Here is a 17988-nt window from a genome sequence, read left to right as displayed (position 1 = left end):
TCGCCCGAATGCACGATCGGCGCACGACGCGGTTTGCGCTGATAAGGGAACAGCCCCTAGACTCCACAGCCTGTTTCCCGGTAACCGAGAGTGTCGCAATGAATGAGCCAATCCGCCTGACCCAGTACAGTCATGGAGCAGGGTGTGGCTGCAAGATTTCCCCCAAGGTGCTGGACGTGATCCTCGCTGGCAGCGGCGCTCAGAACCTCGACCCCAGACTCTGGGTTGGCAATGCCTCGCGTGATGACGCAGCGGTCTATGCGCTGGATGACGAGCGCGGCGTGGTCTCGACCACGGACTTCTTCATGCCCATCGTCGATGACCCGTTCGACTTCGGCCGTATCGCCGCGACCAATGCCATTAGTGATATCTATGCGATGGGCGGCGATCCGCTGATGGCCATCGCCATCCTCGGCTGGCCGGTCAATATCCTCCCGCCAGAAGTGGCGCGTGAAGTCATTCGCGGTGGTCGTGCCGTCTGCGACGCTGCCGGTATTCCGCTGGCGGGCGGGCACTCCATCGACGCGCCGGAGCCGATCTTCGGTCTGGCGGTGACCGGCGTGGTGCAGAAAAAGCACATGAAACGCAACGACACTGCCCTGGCGGGGAGCACCTTGTACCTGACCAAGCCCCTGGGCATCGGCATCCTCACCACCGCCGAGAAGAAATCCAGGTTGCGCGATGAAGACATCGGTCTGGCGCGTGACTGGATGTGTACCCTGAACAAGCCGGGCAGCCGTTTCGGCAAGCTCGACGGAGTGCAGGCCATGACCGATGTCACCGGCTTCGGCCTGCTCGGGCATCTGGTTGAAATGGCGGACGGCGCAGGTCTGACCGCGCGTCTGGACTACGCTGCTGTACCGCGTCTGCCCGGCGTCGAGCATTACATTGCCGAGGGCTGTGTGCCGGGCGGCACATTGCGCAATTTTGAAAGTTACGGCGACAGGATCGGCACACTGACCGACGCCCAGCGTGACCTGTTGTGTGACCCGCAGACAAGCGGCGGTCTGCTGGTCGCGGTCAGCCCTGAAGGTGAAGCCGAGTTTCTGATCGTGGCCGCCGAACTGGGTCTGTTGCTCAACCCTATCGGCACCCTGCACGAGCGACAGACCCACGCCGTCGAGGTGTTCTGATGGCCGACAACAGCAGCGACTACCGCGCATTGTTTCTCAACGACGTGCCGATGATGGACGCTCGTGCTCCGGTGGAGTTTTCCAAGGGGGCTTTTCCTGGTGTGATCAACCTGCCGCTGATGAATGACATCGAGCGGCAGAAGGTCGGCACCTGCTACAAGCAACACGGCCAGGACGCCGCTATCCAGCTTGGGCATCAATTGGTCTGTGGTCAGGTCAAGGATGAACGCGTCAATGCGTGGGTCGAGTTCGCCAAGGCCAATCCGGATGGCTACCTGTATTGCTTTCGCGGCGGGCTGCGCTCGCAGACGGTACAGCGCTGGCTGAAGGATGCCGGGGTCGACTACCCACGGGTTCTTGGCGGCTACAAGGCGATGCGCACGTTCCTGCTGGATACCCTGCACGAGGCGGTGAGCGAATGCGAGATCGTCGTGCTCGGCGGAATGACCGGCACGGGCAAGACCGAAGTGTTGACGCAACTGCGCAACAGCCTGGACCTGGAAGGCATCGCCAACCACCGCGGCTCCAGCTTCGGCAAGCGTGCCACCGGGCAACCGGCGCAGATCGACTTCGAGAACCGGCTGGCCATCGACCTGCTCAAGAAGCGCGCAGCCGGTATCGAACAATTCGTTGTGGAAGATGAAAGCCGTCTGGTCGGTAGTTGCAACGTGCCGCTGGAACTGCACCAGGCGATGCAGGGCTGCGCGATGGTCTGGCTGGAAGACAGCTTCGAGAATCGCGTCGAGCGGATTCTCGATGATTACGTGACCAACCTCTGCGCAGAGTTCATCACCGTCAAGGGCGAAGAGCAAGGCTTTGGCCTATTCGCCGAGCGTCTGTTGCAAAGCCTGAACAACATTCACAAACGCCTCGGCGGCGAGCGTCACCAGCGACTGTCGGGCCTTATGCAGTCGGCGCTGGAAGAACAGCAGCGCTGCGGTGCGGTTGATCTGCACCGTGGCTGGATCGAAGGGCTGCTCGGCGAGTACTACGACCCGATGTACGCTTACCAGCGCGAACACAAGGCGGCGCGTATCGAGTTCGCAGGTGATCAAGCGCAAGTGCTGGCCTACCTGCGCGAGCGCTCAGTAAAAGGTTAAGCCTCGACCTCTATCCATCTGGCAAGGGACGCCATGCACTCGATTCTCGATTTCTATCAAACGCTGGGCTGGGGCCTTTCGGCTCTGGTGATCGGCACCTTTCTGCTGGCCGGAACGGTCAAGGGTGTCATCGGCCTGGGCTTGCCCACCGTGGCAATGGGGTTGCTGGGACTGGCCATGCTGCCGGCGCAGGCTGCGGCGCTACTGATCATCCCGTCGACGTTCACCAATGTCTGGCAACTGGCAACGGGTGGCAATCTGCGACCTTTGCTGAAGCGGCTATGGCCGATGCTGAGCATGATTTTCATCGGCACCCTGGCCGGGGCGTTCTGGCTGGGCATGAGTGGCGGTCATTCAATGACCCGCGCGTTGGGTGGCGCGTTGTTTCTCTACGCACTGAGCGGGCTGTTTTTGCCGACCTTCAGGGTTGCTGCCGCTGCCGAGCGCTGGCTGGGCCCGCTGTGCGGTTTGATCACCGGGGTTATCGCTTCGGCCACCGGGGTATTCGTGATTCCCGTGGTGCCTTATCTGCAGGCGCTGGGGCTTGAGCGTGACCAGTTGGTCCAGGCGCTGGGGTTGTCCTTCACCGTCTCGACGCTGGCGCTGGCGGCGGGTCTGTCGTGGAACGGCACGCTGGGCGGCGCGGAACTGGGCGCATCCACGCTGGCGCTGATTCCGGCCCTGTTGGGCATGCTGCTGGGGCAGTGGCTGCGTCAGCGAATCAGCGCGGTACTGTTCAAGCGTGTGTTCTTCATCGGTATGGGGCTGTTGGGGCTGCATCTGCTGATAAAGGGTTGAGCCTGATGGGGTAAACCCTTTAGCTGTTCACGCATTTCGGTCAATAGTCTTCCTGTCATTCGTGACTGTGAAGCAAGAGTATTTTGCCCTTTGCTGTCTTACTCATGGACGCACATCTCTTTACTCTCGGCTCATCCATTAATCACCTCCACCTCAGCCTCAAGACGGGCGGGGTCGGGTTGCGAGAGATCAGCCATGAAAAAAGTATTGTTCCTCAACGGCGGTAAACAGTTTGCGCACTCGGAAGGCCGCTATAACGCGACCCTGCACGAGGCGGGCGTAGCGTTCATGGACCGTGCCGGTTTCGATGTGAAGCAAACCTTCATTGACGGCGGCTACGACGTGGCCGAGGAAGTGCAGAAGTTTCTCTGGGCCGATGTCATCGTCTGGCAGATGCCTGGCTGGTGGATGGGGGCGCCCTGGACCGTCAAGAAATACATCGATGAAGTGTTCACCGAGGGCCACGGCAGCCTGTATGCCAATGACGGCCGTACGCGTTCGGATGCATCGCAGACATACGGCAGCGGCGGCTTGCTGCATGGCAAACAGTACATGATTTCGGCAACCTGGAATGCGCCACAGAAAGCCTTCGACGACCCGTCCGACTTCTTTGAAGCCAAAGGTGTCGATGCGGTCTACTTCCCGTTTCACAAGGCCAACGAGTTTTTGGGCATGACCGGCCTGCCGACGTTTCTGGCAGTGGACGTAATGAAAATGCCCAATGTCGAAGCAGACGTGCAGCGTTACCAGGCTCATCTGGCCAAGGTGTTTGCTGCGCAGTGAGCGCAACCTTTGCACTGAACAGCGTTAATATCCCCTGAGTGTTGAGCAGGGGACAACAATGAAAGCCCGATCCGATGAGTTACAGGTGTTTGTCTCGGTTATCGAAAGCGGTTCGATCTCCGCCGCAGCCGAGAAAATGGGCCAGACGCCCTCAGGCGTCAGCCGCACCCTGTCGCGTCTGGAAGCCAAGCTGGAAACCACGCTGATCAACCGCACTACGCGGCGCATGGACCTGACCGAGGAGGGCAAGTTCTTTCTGGAGCGTGCGCGTCACATCCTTGAGCAGATGGAAAGCCTCGAAGAACGGCTCTCCTCCTCCAGGCAGACGCCCGCCGGGCGCTTGCGTATCAACGCCGCGTCACCGTTCATGCTGCATTCCATCGTGCCGCACGTGGCAGAGTTTCGTCAGCGTTATCCGCATATCGAGCTGGAGCTCAACAGCGATGACTGGTTCATCGACCTGCTTGAGCAAAGCACGGATATCGCCATCCGCATCGGTGCGCTGTCCGACTCGACCCTGCATGCCCGCTCACTGGGCAGTTGCCTGCTGAATATCGTGGCCAGCCCGGCTTACCTGCAGCGCCACGGCAGTCCCAAAACTGCAGAAGAGCTGGCGCAGCACGTGCTGTTGGGGTTCACCCATGTAGAGGTCCTCAATCAGTGGCCGTTGCGCCATGCCGGGGGCGATCGCCTGCCGATCAAGCCCTCCATCTCGGCATCCAGCGGTGACACCTTGCGCCACCTGGTGCTAGAGGGCGTGGGCATCGCCTGCCTGTCCGATTTCATGACTTGTGATGACCTGCGCGAGGAGCGGATGGTCTGTCTGTTGAAGGAGGCCAACAGCGGCTATCGTCAGCCGATCCATGCGGTGTATTACCGCAACTCTCGACTGGCACTGAGGATTCAGTGCTTTCTGGATTTCATGCAGGAGAAGCTTGAGGACTACGCGCGCTGAGGTCTTGAGTGCGTGTCCGGCGATTAATTGGTTTTCACCCGGGCAACAAAAAGCCCGTCACGCTGGACGGGCTTTTTACCGGGCAACTGTCAGTGCGTGCGGGCGACTGCAAACTCGCTCAGTTCGACCAGTGCGTCGCGGTACTCGCTGGGCGGCAGTGCGTCCAGGCAGGCAATGGCACGGGCCGCGTAGTCGCGGGCGAGCTGTGCGGTGTAATCGAGGGCGCCGGCGCTTTCCACTGCGTTGCGTATGCTTTCCAGATCTTCCAGACCACCTTTCTGGATCGCCTGACGAACCAGTGCGGCCTGTTCCGGGCTGCCTTCACGCATGGTGTAGATCAGCGGCAGGGTCGGCTTGCCTTCGGCGAGGTCGTCACCGACGTTCTTGCCCAGTGTCTCGGCATCGCCACGGTAGTCCAGCAGGTCATCCACCAACTGGAAGGCCACACCCAGATGATCGCCGAACGTGCGCAGTGCTTCGCTCTGTTCCTGGGGGGCGTTGCACAGGGCCGCGGCGCTGTGGGTCGAGGCTTCGAACAGCATGGCCGTCTTGCCGCGAATCACTTCCATGTAGGTTTCTTCGGTGGTGCTGGCGTCACGAATCTTCGAGAGCTGCAACACTTCGCCTTCGGCGATGATGCGGGTTGCCTTGGACAGAATCTTCATGACCTCCATCGAGCCCAGTTCGACCATCATTTCGAACGAGCGCGAATAAAGGAAGTCGCCCACCAATACGCTGGGCGCATTGCCCCAGAGCGCGTTGGCAGTGGAACGACCGCGACGCATGCCGGACATGTCGACAACGTCGTCATGCAGCAGGGTAGCGGTGTGCAGGAATTCGATGGTGGCGGCGAGCAGGCGAACGTCATCGCCTTCGCGACCCAGTGCCTTGCCACACAGCAGCACCAGCAACGGGCGCAGGCGCTTGCCACCTGCCGACGTGATGTAATCACCGATTTTCGAGACCAGCGGTACGCGCGACGTCAGTTGCTTTTTGATGATAAGGTCAACGGCACTAAAGTCGTCCGCCACCGCGCGGTAGAAGGCTTGGGGTTGCATCAGCGACACGTGCTCCGGATAGGTTGCGCCGCATGCTAGGTCGCGGGGTAGAGCGTGTCAAGGTATGACGAGGCGCCTCTTGCAACACGCGAATGCCTTGCGTACAATCGCGCACCCTAACTTTCCTGGGCAGCACCTGCCTTACGCAATGCAAACGGGCCGTTCCAGCCCCATGCAGCCATGCCAGCCGATACTCTTCTTATAAAGAGCTGGGTGAGCAGGATTTTCGGAGAAATACCATGTACGCAGTAATTGTTACCGGTGGCAAGCAGTACAAAGTCGCCCCAGGTGAATACCTGAAAATTGAAAAACTGGAAATCGCTACTGGCGAATCCGTCACGTTTGACCGCGTTCTGCTGGTTGGCAATGGCGACGACGTCAATATCGGTGCTCCAGTTGTTGCTGGCGCTACCGTTGTGGCTGAAGTGGTTTCGCAAGGTCGTCACGATAAGGTTCGTATCATCAAGTTCCGTCGTCGTAAGCACCACATGAAGCGTATGGGCCACCGCCAGTGGTACACCGAGATCAAAATTACAGGTATTCAGGCTTAATTCAGCCTAATCCTCAACTGGAGAATTGACTCATGGCTCACAAAAAAGCTGGTGGTAGTACCCGTAACGGGCGCGACTCAGAAGCCAAACGCCTTGGCGTGAAGATGTATGGCGGCCAGGCTATCATCCCTGGCAACATCATCGTGCGTCAGCGCGGCACCCAATTCCACGCTGGCTACGGCGTTGGCATGGGTAAAGATCACACCCTGTTCGCGAAAGTGGAAGGCGTGATCAAGTTTCAAGTCAAGGGCGCCTTCGGTCGCCGCTACGTGAGCATCGTTCCGAAGACTGAAGTCTCCGCAGCGTAATCACGCAGTAGCTTAAGAGCCCTGTCTTGCGACGGGGCTTTTTTGTTTGTAGAGGTAGAGAGGCAGGTGAGTCTCTTGCAAAACTGTTTGTGCGGGCTGTTGTGATGTTGACCCGTGGGGTCGCTGGTTTCTGATCGGTATCGCAACGCTCATTTTTGCAAGAGTCTTATGTAATTTATGTGGTTCTGCTCGTCCCTGTGGCGGGAGGCGTGCGTTATGAAATTTGTAGATGAAGTTTCCATTCGAGTAAAAGCCGGTGACGGCGGCAACGGTTGCATGAGCTTCCGTCGCGAAAAATTCATTGAGAACGGTGGTCCCAACGGTGGTGATGGTGGTGATGGCGGCTCGATCTTCATGGTCGCCGACGTCAACCTGAACACGCTGGTCGACTACCGTTACACCCGTCACTTCGACGCCGAGCGCGGCTCCAACGGTGGCAGCGCCGACTGCACCGGTCGCAAGGGTGAAGAGCTGGTGCTGCGTGTGCCGGTCGGGACCACCATCATCGACGCTACTACTCAGGAAATCATCGGTGACCTGACCAAGGATGGTCAGCGCCTGATGGTTGCCCAAGGCGGCTGGCACGGTCTGGGCAACACCCGATTCAAGTCCAGTACCAACCGCGCTCCGCGCCAGACCACACCGGGCAAGCCGGGTGATCAGCGTGATCTCAAGCTCGAGCTGAAAGTGCTGGCCGACGTCGGTCTGCTGGGCCTGCCCAATGCGGGCAAGAGCACCTTCATCCGTTCGGTGTCTGCGGCCAAGCCAAAGGTTGCCGACTATCCGTTCACCACGCTGGTGCCGAACCTCGGCGTGGTCAGTGTCGATCGCTGGAAAAGCTTTGTGGTTGCTGACATTCCAGGTCTGATCGAGGGTGCATCCGACGGCGCAGGCTTGGGGATTCGCTTCCTCAAGCACCTGGCGCGTACTCGTCTGTTGCTGCACCTCGTCGATATGGCGCCGCTGGATGAAAGCAGTGCTCCGGATGCTGCAGAAGTGATCGTCAACGAACTGGAGAAATTCAGCCCGTCGCTGGCCGAGCGTGATCGCTGGCTGGTGCTGAACAAGTGCGATCAGATTCTTGAAGAAGAGCAGGAGGCGCGCAAGCAGGAAATCGTCGATCGTCTGGAGTGGACCGGCCCTGTTTACGTGATCTCGGCAATTGCCAAAGAAGGCACCGAGCAGCTGACTCGCGACATCATGCGTTACCTCGAAGAGCGCAGCCAGCGTATCGCCGAAGAGCCTGGTTACGCTGAAGAGCTGGCCGAGCTCGATCAGCGCATCGAAGATGAAGCCCGTGCCCAGTTGCAGGCACTGGACGATCAGCGTGCCCTGCGTCGCAGTGGCGTGAAGAGCGTTCATGACATCGGTGACGATGACTGGGATGAGGAAGACGTGGACGATGAAGACGGTCCGGAAATCATTTACGTCCGTGACTGATCGCTTGAAGTAAACTTGAACGCCGCTACGATTGTTAGCGGCGTTTTTGTATCCCGAATTTGAAAATCTCTGGCTAGGGTTGGAAGAAGATGCGCAGCAAAGTGACGGGCGCCCAGCGCTGGGTTGTGAAGATTGGCAGTGCCTTGCTGACGGCTGATGGCAAGGGCCTGGATCGCAACGCCATGGGTGTTTGGGTGAAGCAGATGGTGGCGCTGCACGAGGCGGGTGTCGAGCTGGTACTGGTGTCTTCCGGGGCGGTGGCTGCCGGCATGAGCCGTCTTGGCTGGACGGCCCGACCCAGTGCCATGCATGAGCTTCAGGCTGCTGCGGCCATCGGTCAGATGGGCTTGGTGCAAGCGTGGGAGTCGAGCTTTGCCGAGCATGGCCGGCATACCGCGCAGATCCTTCTGACCCACGATGACCTGTCGGACCGCAAGCGCTACCTGAATGCCCGCAGCACCCTGCGCACGCTGGTCGAGCTTGGGGTTGTGCCGGTCATCAACGAAAACGACACGGTGGTTACCGACGAAATCCGTTTTGGCGATAACGACACGCTGGCTGCGCTGGTTGCCAATCTGGTCGAGGCTGATCTGTTGGTCATCCTGACCGACCGTGATGGCATGTTCGACGCTGATCCGCGCAACAACCCGGAGGCGCAGCTGATCTACGAAGCGCGTGCCGATGATCCGGCGCTGGATGCAGTGGCGGGTGGTACGGGCGGTGCGCTGGGTCGCGGCGGCATGCAGACCAAGCTGCGTGCAGCGCGTCTGGCGGCGCGTTCCGGTGCGCATACTGTCATCGTCGGTGGGCGCATCGAGCGCGTTCTGGCGCGACTCAAGGGTGGCGAGCGGTTGGGTACGCTGCTGTCCCCTGAGCGTGGCATGCTCGCAGCGCGCAAGCAGTGGCTGGCAGGGCATCTGCAGACCCGCGGTACGCTGGTGCTGGATGATGGCGCGGTTGCGGCGCTGGCCAAGGATCAGAAAAGCCTGCTGCCGGTGGGCGTCAAACTGGTCCAGGGCAGCTTCCGGCGTGGCGAGATGGTGGTATGCGTCGCCCCGGACGGTCGCGAGATCGCTCGTGGCCTGAGTAACTACAGTGCCATCGAAGCCCAGAAAATCATTGGTCACTCTTCCGAATCCATCGTGCGCGAGCTGGGCTATATGGCCGAGCCCGAGCTGATTCATCGGGATAACCTGATCCTCGTCTGACTCAAGGCTGCAAAAAAGGACTATTTGATGCGTTTCATTAAAGGTTTATTAGCGGCCGCGTTGCTGATGCCGGTGCTGGTTTCGGCCGAAGAGATCGGTCAGGTGTCGACCGTGTTCAAGATGGTCGGGCCCAACGATCGAATTGTGGTCGAGGCGTTTGATGATCCCAAGGTGGACGGGGTGACGTGCTACCTGTCACGCGCCAAGACGGGTGGCGTGAGGGGCGGTCTGGGATTGGCCGAGGACCGTGCCGAGGCGTCTATCGCCTGTCGTCAGGTCGGGCCGATCCGTTTCAAGGAAACCCTCAAGGACGGCGACGAGGTGTTCAAGGAGCGTACCTCGCTGGTCTTCAAGACCATGCAGGTGGTGCGTTTCTTCGACAAGAAGCGCAATGCGCTGGTGTACCTGGTCTATAGCGACCGGGTCATCGAAGGCAGCCCGCAGAATGCCGTGACCGCCATTCCTATCCTGCCATGGACAACCGCGCCCGCGCCTTGATGTGGCTCAGGGGTGGACGCAGAGCGTCCAGAACGGCATGCCGATGCGGAGCGTCGCACGATAGTTGAATTATCGTTCCTCACGCTCCAGTGTGGGAATGCCTGTCGTGACGCTCTGCATCACAAGTTTCCGTTGCACCGGCTACTTTCCAGCAGGCAATAAAAAACCGACCCTGAGGTCGGTTTTTTAACAAGCGGGTCGCTTAGGCTGCAGCAGCAAGGCTCAGAGCCTTGATGTGACCGTTCAGACGACCTTTATGGCGAGCAGCCTTGTTCTTGTGGATGATGCCTTTATCGGCCATACGGTCGATAACAGGAACAGCCAGAACATAAGCGGCTTGCGCTTTTTCTGCGTCTTTTGCGTCGATGGCTTTAACTACATTCTTGATGTAGGTACGAACCATGGAACGCAGGCTGGCGTTGTGGCTGCGACGCTTCTCAGCCTGTTTTGCACGTTTTTTGGCGGAAGGTGTGTTGGCCACCGTCGAGCTCCTCGAAAGACTTTGTGAAATAGCAAACAAAATAGGCCGCGAATCATGCCGATGAGTTGAAGTCTTGTCAAGGGCAGTTAAGGTGTTCCGCTGAGTGGTTGCTACATTTGACTGGAGGATTTATTTCCGGCCTGTGACCTGTAAACTCGCGGCCTTTGCTTCGGGCATTTTTGCGGCGCGAAGTATTGCATAAATGGCTGGCTTTATCGCCCATCCTTTGCCGAGGCGCACAACTCTTTCAATGAATCTACTCAAGTCACTCGCCGCCGTCAGCTCTATCACCATGGTTTCCAGGGTTCTGGGCTTTGTTCGCGACACCATTATCGCGCGCACTTTCGGGGCCGGAATGGCCACGGATGCGTTCTTCATCGCCTTCAAACTGCCCAATCTGCTGCGCCGTATTTTCGCCGAGGGTGCCTTTTCCCAGGCATTCGTGCCGATCCTGGCCGAATACAAGAGCCAGCAGGGGGAGGAGGCGACGCGTACCTTCATTTCTTATGTCACCGGACTGCTGACCCTGGCGCTGGCCCTGGTGACGCTGCTCGGGGTGATTTTTGCGCCCTGGGTGATCTGGGCCACCGCGCCCGGCTTTGTCGACACCCCCGAGAAATTCGCGCTCACCTCGGACCTGCTGCGCGTGACCTTTCCTTATATATTGCTGATCTCCCTGTCCTCGATGGCCGGCGCGATCCTCAATACCTGGAACCGCTTCTCGGTGCCGGCGTTCGTGCCTACGCTGCTCAACGTCAGCATGATTTTCTTCGCGCTGTTCCTGACGCCGTATTTCGATCCGCCGGTCATGGCGCTGGGCTGGGCGGTTCTGGTCGGTGGCCTGCTGCAACTGCTTTACCAACTGCCGCACCTGAAAAAGATCGGCATGCTGGTGCTGCCGCGTCTGAATCTGCGCGACACCGGAGTATGGCGGGTAATGAAACAGATGCTGCCTGCCATCCTTGGCGTTTCTGTCAGTCAGATTTCTCTGATCATCAACACGATCTTTGCCTCGTTCCTCGTCGCCGGCTCGGTGTCATGGATGTACTACGCCGACCGCCTGATGGAGCTGCCTTCCGGCGTGCTGGGTGTGGCGCTGGGGACGATTCTGCTGCCGATACTGTCCAAAACCTACGCGCAGCGGGATCGCCAGGAATACTCGCGGATTCTCGACTGGGGCCTGCGACTGTGTTTCGTGCTGGTTCTGCCTTGCACGCTGGCGCTGGGGCTGCTTGCCGAACCGTTGACCGTTTCGCTGTTTCAGTATGGTAAATTCGACTCGCTCGACGCGGCCATGACTCAGCGTGCGCTGGTCGCCTACTCGGTCGGGTTGCTGGGGATCATCCTGATCAAGGTGCTGGCCCCCGGTTTTTATGCTCAACAAAATATCCGCACCCCGGTGAAAATCGCGATCTTCACCCTCATAGTGACTCAATTGCTCAACCTGGCCTTCATCGTGCCCTTGCAGCATGCCGGTCTGGCGCTGGCGATCAGTGTGGGGGCGTGCATCAATGCCGGGTTGCTGTTCTGGCAGTTGCGCAAGCAGGATCTGTTTCAGCCGCAGCCTGGCTGGACGAAGTTCCTGTTCAAGCTGGTAATTGCCGTCGCGATGATGTCGGCGGTGCTGTTGGGGCTCATGCATGTCATGCCTGCATGGGACGAAGGTCATATGCTGGAGCGTTTTCTGCGTCTGGGTGCGCTGGTTGCAGCCGGCGTCGTGACCTATTTCGCCATGCTTCTTTTATTAGGCTTCCGCCTCAGGGATTTCGCCCGCAAAGCCATTATGTAGGGCGCGTCGCAGCGGTTGACCTTCGGTTTTTGTCGCCACACGCCGAGAACCTTCATCCGGTCTTGGTGTGTTGCCTGTCGTCCACGGCCGTGTGTGGTTATAATCGGCCACTTTATGAGCAAGAAGTGCGTTATGCAGCTGGTTAGAGGCCTTCACAACCTGCGCCCCGAACATCGGGGCTGCGTCGCCACGATTGGCAATTTCGACGGCGTTCATCGCGGCCACCAGGCTATCCTGGCGCGTCTGCGCGAGCGTGCAGTCGAACTGGGTGTGCCCAGTTGTGTAGTGATCTTCGAGCCGCAGCCGCGTGAGTTTTTTGCGCCCGAAACGGCGCCGGCCCGTCTGGCCCGTCTGCGTGACAAGCTCGAGCTGCTCAGTGCCGAAGGCGTTGACCGGGTACTTTGCCTGTCCTTCAATCAGCGTCTGTGCAAGCTCAGCGCGGCCAGTTTCGTCGAAACCGTGCTGATCGACGGTCTGGGTGTTCAACACCTTGAAGTGGGCGACGATTTTCGTTTTGGCTTCGACCGGGTCGGTGACTTCGACTTCCTGCAACAGGCCGGCACGACGTATGGTTTTACCGTAGAAGCGGCGCAGACCGTTGAAATAGATGGCATCCGTGTCAGCAGTACCAAGGTGCGCAAGGCTTTGGCTGCGTCGGACTTTGCCCTGGCCGAGCGCATGCTCGGTCGTCCGTTCCAGATAGCCGGGCGGGTATTGCACGGCCAGAAGCTGGCACGTCAGCTGGGTACGCCCACCGCCAACGTGCAACTCAAGCGTCGTCGTGTACCGCTGAGCGGAGTCTATCTGGTCAGCACCGAGATCGATGGCAAAGCCTGGCCGGGGGTCGCCAACATCGGTGTGCGCCCGACGGTAACGGGTGATGGCAGTGCCCACCTTGAAGTGCATCTTCTGGATTTTGCCGGCGATCTTTATGACCGGCGTTTGACGGTGGCTTTCCACCACAAGCTGCGTGATGAGCAGCGTTTCGCCTCACTGGAGGCGCTCAAGACGGCGATCAATGCGGACGTCGCCGCCGCCCGTGCCCATTGGCATGGCTAACCGCTAAACAAGAGCCTGAAATGACTGACTATAAAGCCACGCTAAACCTTCCGGACACCGCCTTCCCTATGAAGGCCGGCCTGCCCCAGCGCGAGCCGCAAACTCTGCAGCGCTGGGACAGCATTGGCCTGTACCAGAAGCTGCGCGAGATTGGCAAGGATCGTCCCAAGTTCGTTCTGCACGACGGTCCTCCGTACGCCAACGGCAATATTCACATCGGTCATGCGGTCAACAAGATTCTCAAGGACATGATCCTGCGCTCCAAGACCCTGGCTGGCTTCGATGCCCCGTATGTGCCGGGCTGGGACTGCCATGGTCTGCCGATCGAGCACAAGGTCGAAGTGACCCACGGCAAGAACCTCTCCGCAGACCGTACGCGTGAGCTGTGCCGCGCCTATGCGTCCGAGCAGATCGAAGGCCAGAAGTCCGAATTCATCCGTCTGGGCGTGCTCGGCGACTGGAGCAACCCGTACCTGACCATGAACTTCGCCAACGAAGCCGGAGAAATCCGCGCGCTGGCCGAGATGGTCAAGGGCGGTTTCGTCTTCAAGGGCCTCAAGCCGGTCAACTGGTGTTTCGATTGCGGCTCGGCACTGGCTGAAGCCGAAGTCGAGTATCAGGACAAGAAGTCCTCGACCATCGACGTCGCGTTCCCGATCGCCGACGAAGCAAAACTGGCCGCTGCATTCGGCGTGCCGTCGCTGGGCAAGCCTGCGTCCATCGTGATCTGGACCACCACACCGTGGACGATCCCGGCCAACCAGGCGCTGAACGTCCACCCTGAATTCGAATACGCGCTGGTCGATGTCGGCGACAGACTGCTGGTACTGGCCGCCGAACTGGTCGAAAGCTGTCTGGCCCGTTACAAGCTGGAAGGCACGGTCATCGCGACCACCACCGGTCAGGCGCTGGAGCTGATCAATTTCCGCCATCCGTTCTACGACCGCCTGTCGCCAGTCTATCTGGCTGACTACGTCGAACTGGGTGCGGGCACGGGGATCGTTCACTGCTCGCCTGCCTATGGCGTAGACGACTTCACTATCTGCAAACAATATGGCCTGAGTAACGACGACATCATCAGCCCGGTGCAGAGCAACGGTGTGTATGTCGAGTCGCTGGAGTTCTTCGGTGGCCAGTTCATCTTCAAGGCCAACCAGAACATCATCGACAAGCTGGTCGAAGTCGGCAGCCTGATGGACACCGAAACCATCAGCCACAGCTACATGCACTGCTGGCGCCACAAGTCGCCCTTGATCTATCGCGCCACGGCGCAGTGGTTCGTGGGCATGGACAAGCAGCCTGAAAGCGGCGAGACCCTGCGCAAGCGTGCGGTCAAGGCCATCGAAGACACTGAATTCGTTCCGGCATGGGGGCAGGCGCGCCTGCACTCGATGATCGCCAACCGTCCTGACTGGTGCATCTCGCGTCAGCGCAACTGGGGCGTGCCGATTCCGTTCTTCCTGCACAAGGAAAGCGGCGACCTGCACCCACGTACCGTCGAGCTGATGGAAGAAGTGGCGCAGCGTGTCGAGAAAGAGGGCATCGAGGCCTGGTTCAAGCTCGACGCCAGCGAGTTGCTCGGTGACGAAGCCGGCAAGTACGACAAGATCTCCGACACCCTGGACGTCTGGTTCGACTCGGGCACCACGCACTGGCATGTGCTGCGCGGCTCGCACCCGATGGGCCATGAAAGCGGTCCGCGTGCCGACTTGTACCTGGAAGGCTCGGACCAGCATCGCGGCTGGTTCCACTCCTCACTGCTGACCGGCTGCATGCTGGACGATCACGCACCGTATCGCGAGCTGCTGACCCACGGGTTCGTGGTCGACGAGAACGGCCGCAAGATGTCCAAATCGCTGAACAACGTGGTAGCGCCGCAGAAGGTCAACGACTCGCTGGGTGCCGACATCATGCGTCTGTGGGTATCGGCAACCGATTATTCCGGCGAGATGGCGGTTTCCGACCAGATCCTGCAGCGCAGCGCCGACGCCTACCGTCGTATCCGCAACACTGCACGCTTCCTGCTCTCCAACCTGACGGGCTTCAACCCGGCGACCGATATCCTGCCTGCCGAGGAAATGCTCGCGCTGGACCGTTGGGCCGTGGATCGCACCCTGCTGCTGCAACGCGAGCTGCAAGAGCATTACGGCGAATACCGCTTCTGGAACGTGTACTCGAAGATCCACAACTTCTGCGTGCAGGAGCTGGGTGGTTTCTACCTCGACATCATCAAGGATCGTCAGTACACCACGGCGGCCAACAGCACCGCGCGTCGTTCATGCCAGACGGCACTGTTCCACATCTCCGAAGCGCTGGTGCGCTGGATCGCGCCGATCCTGGCGTTCACCGCCGACGAGCTGTGGCAGTTCCTGCCCGGCGAGCGCAATGAATCGGTGATGCTCAACACCTGGTACGAAGGCCTGACCGAAATGCCTGCCGACTTTGACATGGACCGCGCCTACTGGGAGCGGATCATGGCGGTGAAGACCTCGGTCAACAAGGAAATGGAAAACCTGCGCGCTGCCAAGGCCATTGGCGGCAACCTGCAGGCTGAAGTGACCCTGTATGCCGAGGAGTCGCTGGTGGCTGACCTGTCGAAACTGAGCAACGAGCTGCGCTTCGTGCTGATCACCTCGACAGCCAGTGTGGCGCCGCTCGCGTCCGCGCCAGCCGATGCCGTGGTCACCGAAGTTGCCGGCCTGAAACTGAAAGTGCTCAAGTCCAGTCATGCCAAATGCGCCCGTTGCTGGCACCACCGCGAGGATGTAGGGGTAAACCCCGAGCATCCGGAAATCTGCGGTCGTTGCGTAGACAACATCAGCGGTGCAGGCGAGGTTCGTCACTATGCCTAACGCCTCGTTTGGCCGTCTGGCCTGGCTGTGGTTGAGCGTGCTGGTTCTGGTCATTGACCAGGCCAGCAAGTATTACTTCGAGAACGCATTGACCCTGTACCAGCAGATCATCGTGATTCCGGATCTGTTCAGCTGGACCCTGGCCTACAACACCGGTGCCGCCTTCAGTTTTCTGGCTGATGGTGCCGGCTGGCAGCGCTGGTTGTTCGCCCTGATCGCAGTGGTGGTCAGCGCTGTGCTGGTCGTCTGGCTCAAGCGTCTGGGGCGTGACGACACGTGGCTGGCCGTTGCACTGGCGCTGGTACTGGGCGGCGCACTGGGCAACCTCTACGACCGTATCGTGCTGGGCCACGTGATCGACTTCATTCTGGTCCACTGGCAGAACCGCTGGTACTTCCCGGCGTTCAACGTCGCGGACAGTGCCATCACCGTCGGGGCAATCATGCTGGCGCTGGACATGTTCAAGAGCAAGAAAACCGGAGAGACCGTCAATGACTGAGCAATCTTCGACTCAAGGCTCGTCCAACGAGCTGCGCATCGGTCAGAATACGCAGGTCACTCTGCACTTCGCCCTGCGTCTGGAAAACGGCGATACCGTCGACAGCACCTTCGAAAAGGCCCCAGCCACCTTCAAGGTCGGTGATGGCAACCTGCTGCCAGGCTTCGAAATGGCGATTTTCGGCTTCAAGGCGGGTGACCGAAAGACCGTCGAGATTCTGCCGGAAAACGCCTTTGGTCAGCCCAACCCACAAAACGTGCAGATCATGCCACGCTCGCAGTTCGTGGGCATGGAACTGTCCGAAGGGTTGCTGGTGATCTTCAATGACGCCGCCAATACCGAGTTGCCCGGCGTGGTGAAAGCATTCGATGATGATCAGGTCACCATTGACTTCAATCACCCGCTGGCAGGCAAAACTCTGAGCTTTGAAGTGGAAATCTTCGAAGTGAAGGCGATTCTGGCTTCCTGACCTTCGCCGTCGAGCCCGGCCCAGGCCGGGCTACCCCGTACCAACCATGAGGCACCGCATGCAAATCAAACTCGCCAACCCCCGCGGCTTTTGTGCCGGAGTGGACCGCGCGATCGAAATCGTCAATCGCGCTCTGGAAGTGTTTGGTCCGCCGATTTATGTGCGCCATGAAGTTGTTCACAACAAATTTGTCGTCGAAGACCTGCGCTCTCGCGGTGCGATCTTCGTCGAAGAGCTGGATCAGGTGCCGGACGACGTCATCGTTATCTTCAGCGCCCACGGTGTCTCCCAGGCTGTGCGTACCGAAGCTGCAGGCCGTGGTCTGAAAGTGTTCGATGCTACCTGTCCGCTGGTGACCAAGGTACATATCGAGGTCGCCCGTTACAGCCGCGACGGCCGCGAGTGCATCCTGATCGGCCACGCCGGTCACCCGGAAGTCGAAGGCACCATGGGCCAGTACGATGCCGCCAATGGTGGTGCGATCTATCTGGTCGAGGACGAAGAGGATGTTGCCAGCCTGCAGGTGCGCAACCCTGAAGCCCTGGCCTTTGTGACCCAGACCACCTTGTCCATGGATGACACCAGCCGGGTGATCGATGCCTTGCGCAAGCGCTTTCCGGCCATTGGCGGGCCGCGCAAGGACGACATCTGCTACGCCACGCAAAACCGTCAGGACGCGGTCAAGCAACTGGCCGATGAGTGCGATGTGGTGTTGGTGGTGGGCAGCCCGAACAGCTCCAACTCCAATCGCCTGCGCGAGCTGGCCGAGCGCATGGCCACTCCGGCCTACCTCATCGACGGCGCCGAAGACATGCAACAGGGCTGGTTCGACGGTGTAGAGCGTATTGGTATAACTGCGGGCGCTTCGGCCCCCGAAGTGCTGGTGCGCGGCGTGATCCAGCAATTGCAGGCCTGGGGCGCGACCGGTGCGGATGAGCTTGCCGGCCGCGAGGAGAACATCACCTTCTCCATGCCCAAGGAATTGCGCGTCAAGTCGCTGCTCTGAG

General features: G+C 59.7%; 18 protein-coding genes. 16 read left to right on the top strand and 2 right to left on the bottom strand.

All coding sequences use genetic code 11. The annotated features are described in order from the left end of the window. Positions 1-98 precede the first annotated feature (98 nt). The 5 genes from selD (at position 99) to BLR16_RS27245 (ending at position 4769) form a co-directional block, all read left to right on the top strand. Positions 99-1133 (top strand): selenide, water dikinase SelD, encoded by a 1035-nt coding sequence (selD, locus tag BLR16_RS27265; protein WP_060708646.1) that lies wholly within the window; start codon positions 99-101, stop codon positions 1131-1133. Next, positions 1133-2233: a tRNA 2-selenouridine(34) synthase MnmH gene (mnmH, locus tag BLR16_RS27260; protein ID WP_003371085.1), complete on the top strand. Its 1101-nt coding sequence runs from the start codon at positions 1133-1135 to the stop codon at positions 2231-2233. Before selD ends, mnmH begins: the two co-directional genes overlap by 1 nt. A 33-nt stretch (positions 2234-2266) precedes the next feature. Further along, positions 2267-3031 carry a sulfite exporter TauE/SafE family protein gene (locus BLR16_RS27255; RefSeq protein WP_003371087.1) on the top strand — a complete coding sequence of 255 codons (765 nt, stop codon included), beginning with the start codon at positions 2267-2269 and terminating at the stop codon, positions 3029-3031. 195 nt (positions 3032-3226) lie between these two features. Continuing rightward, entirely contained in the window at positions 3227-3814 is a 588-nt protein-coding gene (locus BLR16_RS27250) for an NADPH:quinone oxidoreductase MdaB (protein WP_003371089.1), read from the top strand. A gap of 58 nt (positions 3815-3872) precedes the next feature. Further along, complete coding sequence (locus BLR16_RS27245; protein ID WP_003371091.1) at positions 3873-4769, top strand: LysR family transcriptional regulator; 897 nt, start codon at positions 3873-3875, stop codon at positions 4767-4769. Between the two features lie 89 nt (positions 4770-4858). Here the strand turns inward: BLR16_RS27245 and BLR16_RS27240 are convergent, their stop codons facing one another. Then, a complete protein-coding gene (locus BLR16_RS27240) occupies positions 4859-5827 on the bottom strand; it encodes a polyprenyl synthetase family protein (protein WP_003344609.1) in 969 nt (322 codons plus the stop codon). A gap of 239 nt (positions 5828-6066) precedes the next feature. Here BLR16_RS27240 and rplU point away from each other — a divergent pair, with 239 nt between their 5' ends. The 5 genes from rplU to BLR16_RS27215 all read left to right on the top strand — a co-directional run bounded on the left by rplU (position 6067) and on the right by BLR16_RS27215 (position 9832). Then, entirely contained in the window at positions 6067-6378 is a 312-nt protein-coding gene (gene rplU / locus BLR16_RS27235; protein ID WP_002551971.1) for a 50S ribosomal protein L21, read from the top strand. A gap of 32 nt (positions 6379-6410) precedes the next feature. Beyond that, complete coding sequence (rpmA, locus tag BLR16_RS27230; RefSeq protein ID WP_002551972.1) at positions 6411-6686, top strand: 50S ribosomal protein L27; 276 nt, start codon at positions 6411-6413, stop codon at positions 6684-6686. A gap of 216 nt (positions 6687-6902) precedes the next feature. Further along, complete coding sequence (cgtA, locus tag BLR16_RS27225) at positions 6903-8126, top strand: Obg family GTPase CgtA (RefSeq protein WP_002551973.1); 1224 nt, start codon at positions 6903-6905, stop codon at positions 8124-8126. A gap of 89 nt (positions 8127-8215) precedes the next feature. After that, entirely contained in the window at positions 8216-9334 is a 1119-nt protein-coding gene (gene proB, locus BLR16_RS27220) for a glutamate 5-kinase (RefSeq protein ID WP_003371097.1), read from the top strand. Between the two features lie 27 nt (positions 9335-9361). Continuing rightward, positions 9362-9832 (top strand): CreA family protein, encoded by a 471-nt coding sequence (locus BLR16_RS27215; protein ID WP_003435634.1) that lies wholly within the window; start codon positions 9362-9364, stop codon positions 9830-9832. Positions 9833-10034: 202 nt separating this feature from the next. On the opposite strand, the gene rpsT is transcribed toward BLR16_RS27215, so the two are convergent. Then, a complete protein-coding gene (gene rpsT, locus BLR16_RS27210) occupies positions 10035-10313 on the bottom strand; it encodes a 30S ribosomal protein S20 (RefSeq protein WP_003344603.1) in 279 nt (92 codons plus the stop codon). 250 nt (positions 10314-10563) lie between these two features. On the opposite strand from rpsT, the gene murJ reads away from it, so the two are divergent. From murJ to ispH, 6 genes are all read left to right on the top strand, one after another. Continuing rightward, a complete protein-coding gene (gene murJ, locus BLR16_RS27205; protein WP_003371103.1) occupies positions 10564-12102 on the top strand; it encodes a murein biosynthesis integral membrane protein MurJ in 1539 nt (512 codons plus the stop codon). Between the two features lie 132 nt (positions 12103-12234). Next, the gene (gene ribF / locus BLR16_RS27200; protein WP_003371105.1) at positions 12235-13161 is read left to right on the top strand and encodes a bifunctional riboflavin kinase/FAD synthetase; all 927 of its coding nucleotides are present in this window, start codon (positions 12235-12237) and stop codon (positions 13159-13161) included. A 20-nt stretch (positions 13162-13181) separates the two neighbouring features. Next, a complete protein-coding gene (gene ileS, locus BLR16_RS27195) occupies positions 13182-16013 on the top strand; it encodes an isoleucine--tRNA ligase (protein WP_074809097.1) in 2832 nt (943 codons plus the stop codon). Next, complete coding sequence (lspA, locus tag BLR16_RS27190) at positions 16006-16512, top strand: signal peptidase II (protein ID WP_003371110.1); 507 nt, start codon at positions 16006-16008, stop codon at positions 16510-16512. The genes ileS and lspA overlap by 8 nt, the downstream gene beginning before the upstream one ends. Continuing rightward, entirely contained in the window at positions 16505-16981 is a 477-nt protein-coding gene (locus BLR16_RS27185; protein WP_003371112.1) for an FKBP-type peptidyl-prolyl cis-trans isomerase, read from the top strand. The genes lspA and BLR16_RS27185 overlap by 8 nt, the downstream gene beginning before the upstream one ends. 58 nt (positions 16982-17039) lie before the next feature. Continuing rightward, complete coding sequence (ispH, locus tag BLR16_RS27180) at positions 17040-17987, top strand: 4-hydroxy-3-methylbut-2-enyl diphosphate reductase (protein WP_003318785.1); 948 nt, start codon at positions 17040-17042, stop codon at positions 17985-17987. The last annotated feature ends 1 nt before the right edge of the window (position 17988 follow it).

This window comes from Pseudomonas sp. BS3767, assembly GCF_900099665.1.
GTDB classification, from domain to species: Bacteria; Pseudomonadota; Gammaproteobacteria; order Pseudomonadales; family Pseudomonadaceae; genus Aquipseudomonas; species Aquipseudomonas cerasi.
Note: the sequence above shows the minus strand (reverse complement) of the source record. Positions and strands in the feature narration are given on the sequence as shown.

Bases quoted from the DNA above. Each gene is read 5' to 3' on its own strand.
- proB (WP_003371097.1), top strand. From the start codon at position 8,216: ATGCGCAGCAAAGTGACGGGCGCCCAGCGCTGGGTTGTGAAGATTGGC.
- BLR16_RS27250 (WP_003371089.1), top strand. From the start codon at position 3,227: ATGAAAAAAGTATTGTTCCTCAACGGCGGTAAACAGTTTGCGCACTCG.
- murJ (WP_003371103.1), top strand. From the start codon at position 10,564: ATGAATCTACTCAAGTCACTCGCCGCCGTCAGCTCTATCACCATGGTT.
- BLR16_RS27215 (WP_003435634.1), top strand. From the start codon at position 9,362: ATGCGTTTCATTAAAGGTTTATTAGCGGCCGCGTTGCTGATGCCGGTG.
- ribF (WP_003371105.1), top strand. From the start codon at position 12,235: ATGCAGCTGGTTAGAGGCCTTCACAACCTGCGCCCCGAACATCGGGGC.
- rplU (WP_002551971.1), top strand. From the start codon at position 6,067: ATGTACGCAGTAATTGTTACCGGTGGCAAGCAGTACAAAGTCGCCCCA.
- ileS (WP_074809097.1), top strand. From the start codon at position 13,182: ATGACTGACTATAAAGCCACGCTAAACCTTCCGGACACCGCCTTCCCT.
- lspA (WP_003371110.1), top strand. From the start codon at position 16,006: ATGCCTAACGCCTCGTTTGGCCGTCTGGCCTGGCTGTGGTTGAGCGTG.
- selD (WP_060708646.1), top strand. From the start codon at position 99: ATGAATGAGCCAATCCGCCTGACCCAGTACAGTCATGGAGCAGGGTGT.
- ispH (WP_003318785.1), top strand. From the start codon at position 17,040: ATGCAAATCAAACTCGCCAACCCCCGCGGCTTTTGTGCCGGAGTGGAC.
- BLR16_RS27240 (WP_003344609.1), bottom strand. From the start codon at position 5,827: ATGCAACCCCAAGCCTTCTACCGCGCGGTGGCGGACGACTTTAGTGCC.
- cgtA (WP_002551973.1), top strand. From the start codon at position 6,903: ATGAAATTTGTAGATGAAGTTTCCATTCGAGTAAAAGCCGGTGACGGC.
- mnmH (WP_003371085.1), top strand. From the start codon at position 1,133: ATGGCCGACAACAGCAGCGACTACCGCGCATTGTTTCTCAACGACGTG.
- BLR16_RS27255 (WP_003371087.1), top strand. From the start codon at position 2,267: ATGCACTCGATTCTCGATTTCTATCAAACGCTGGGCTGGGGCCTTTCG.
- rpmA (WP_002551972.1), top strand. From the start codon at position 6,411: ATGGCTCACAAAAAAGCTGGTGGTAGTACCCGTAACGGGCGCGACTCA.
- BLR16_RS27245 (WP_003371091.1), top strand. From the start codon at position 3,873: ATGAAAGCCCGATCCGATGAGTTACAGGTGTTTGTCTCGGTTATCGAA.
- BLR16_RS27185 (WP_003371112.1), top strand. From the start codon at position 16,505: ATGACTGAGCAATCTTCGACTCAAGGCTCGTCCAACGAGCTGCGCATC.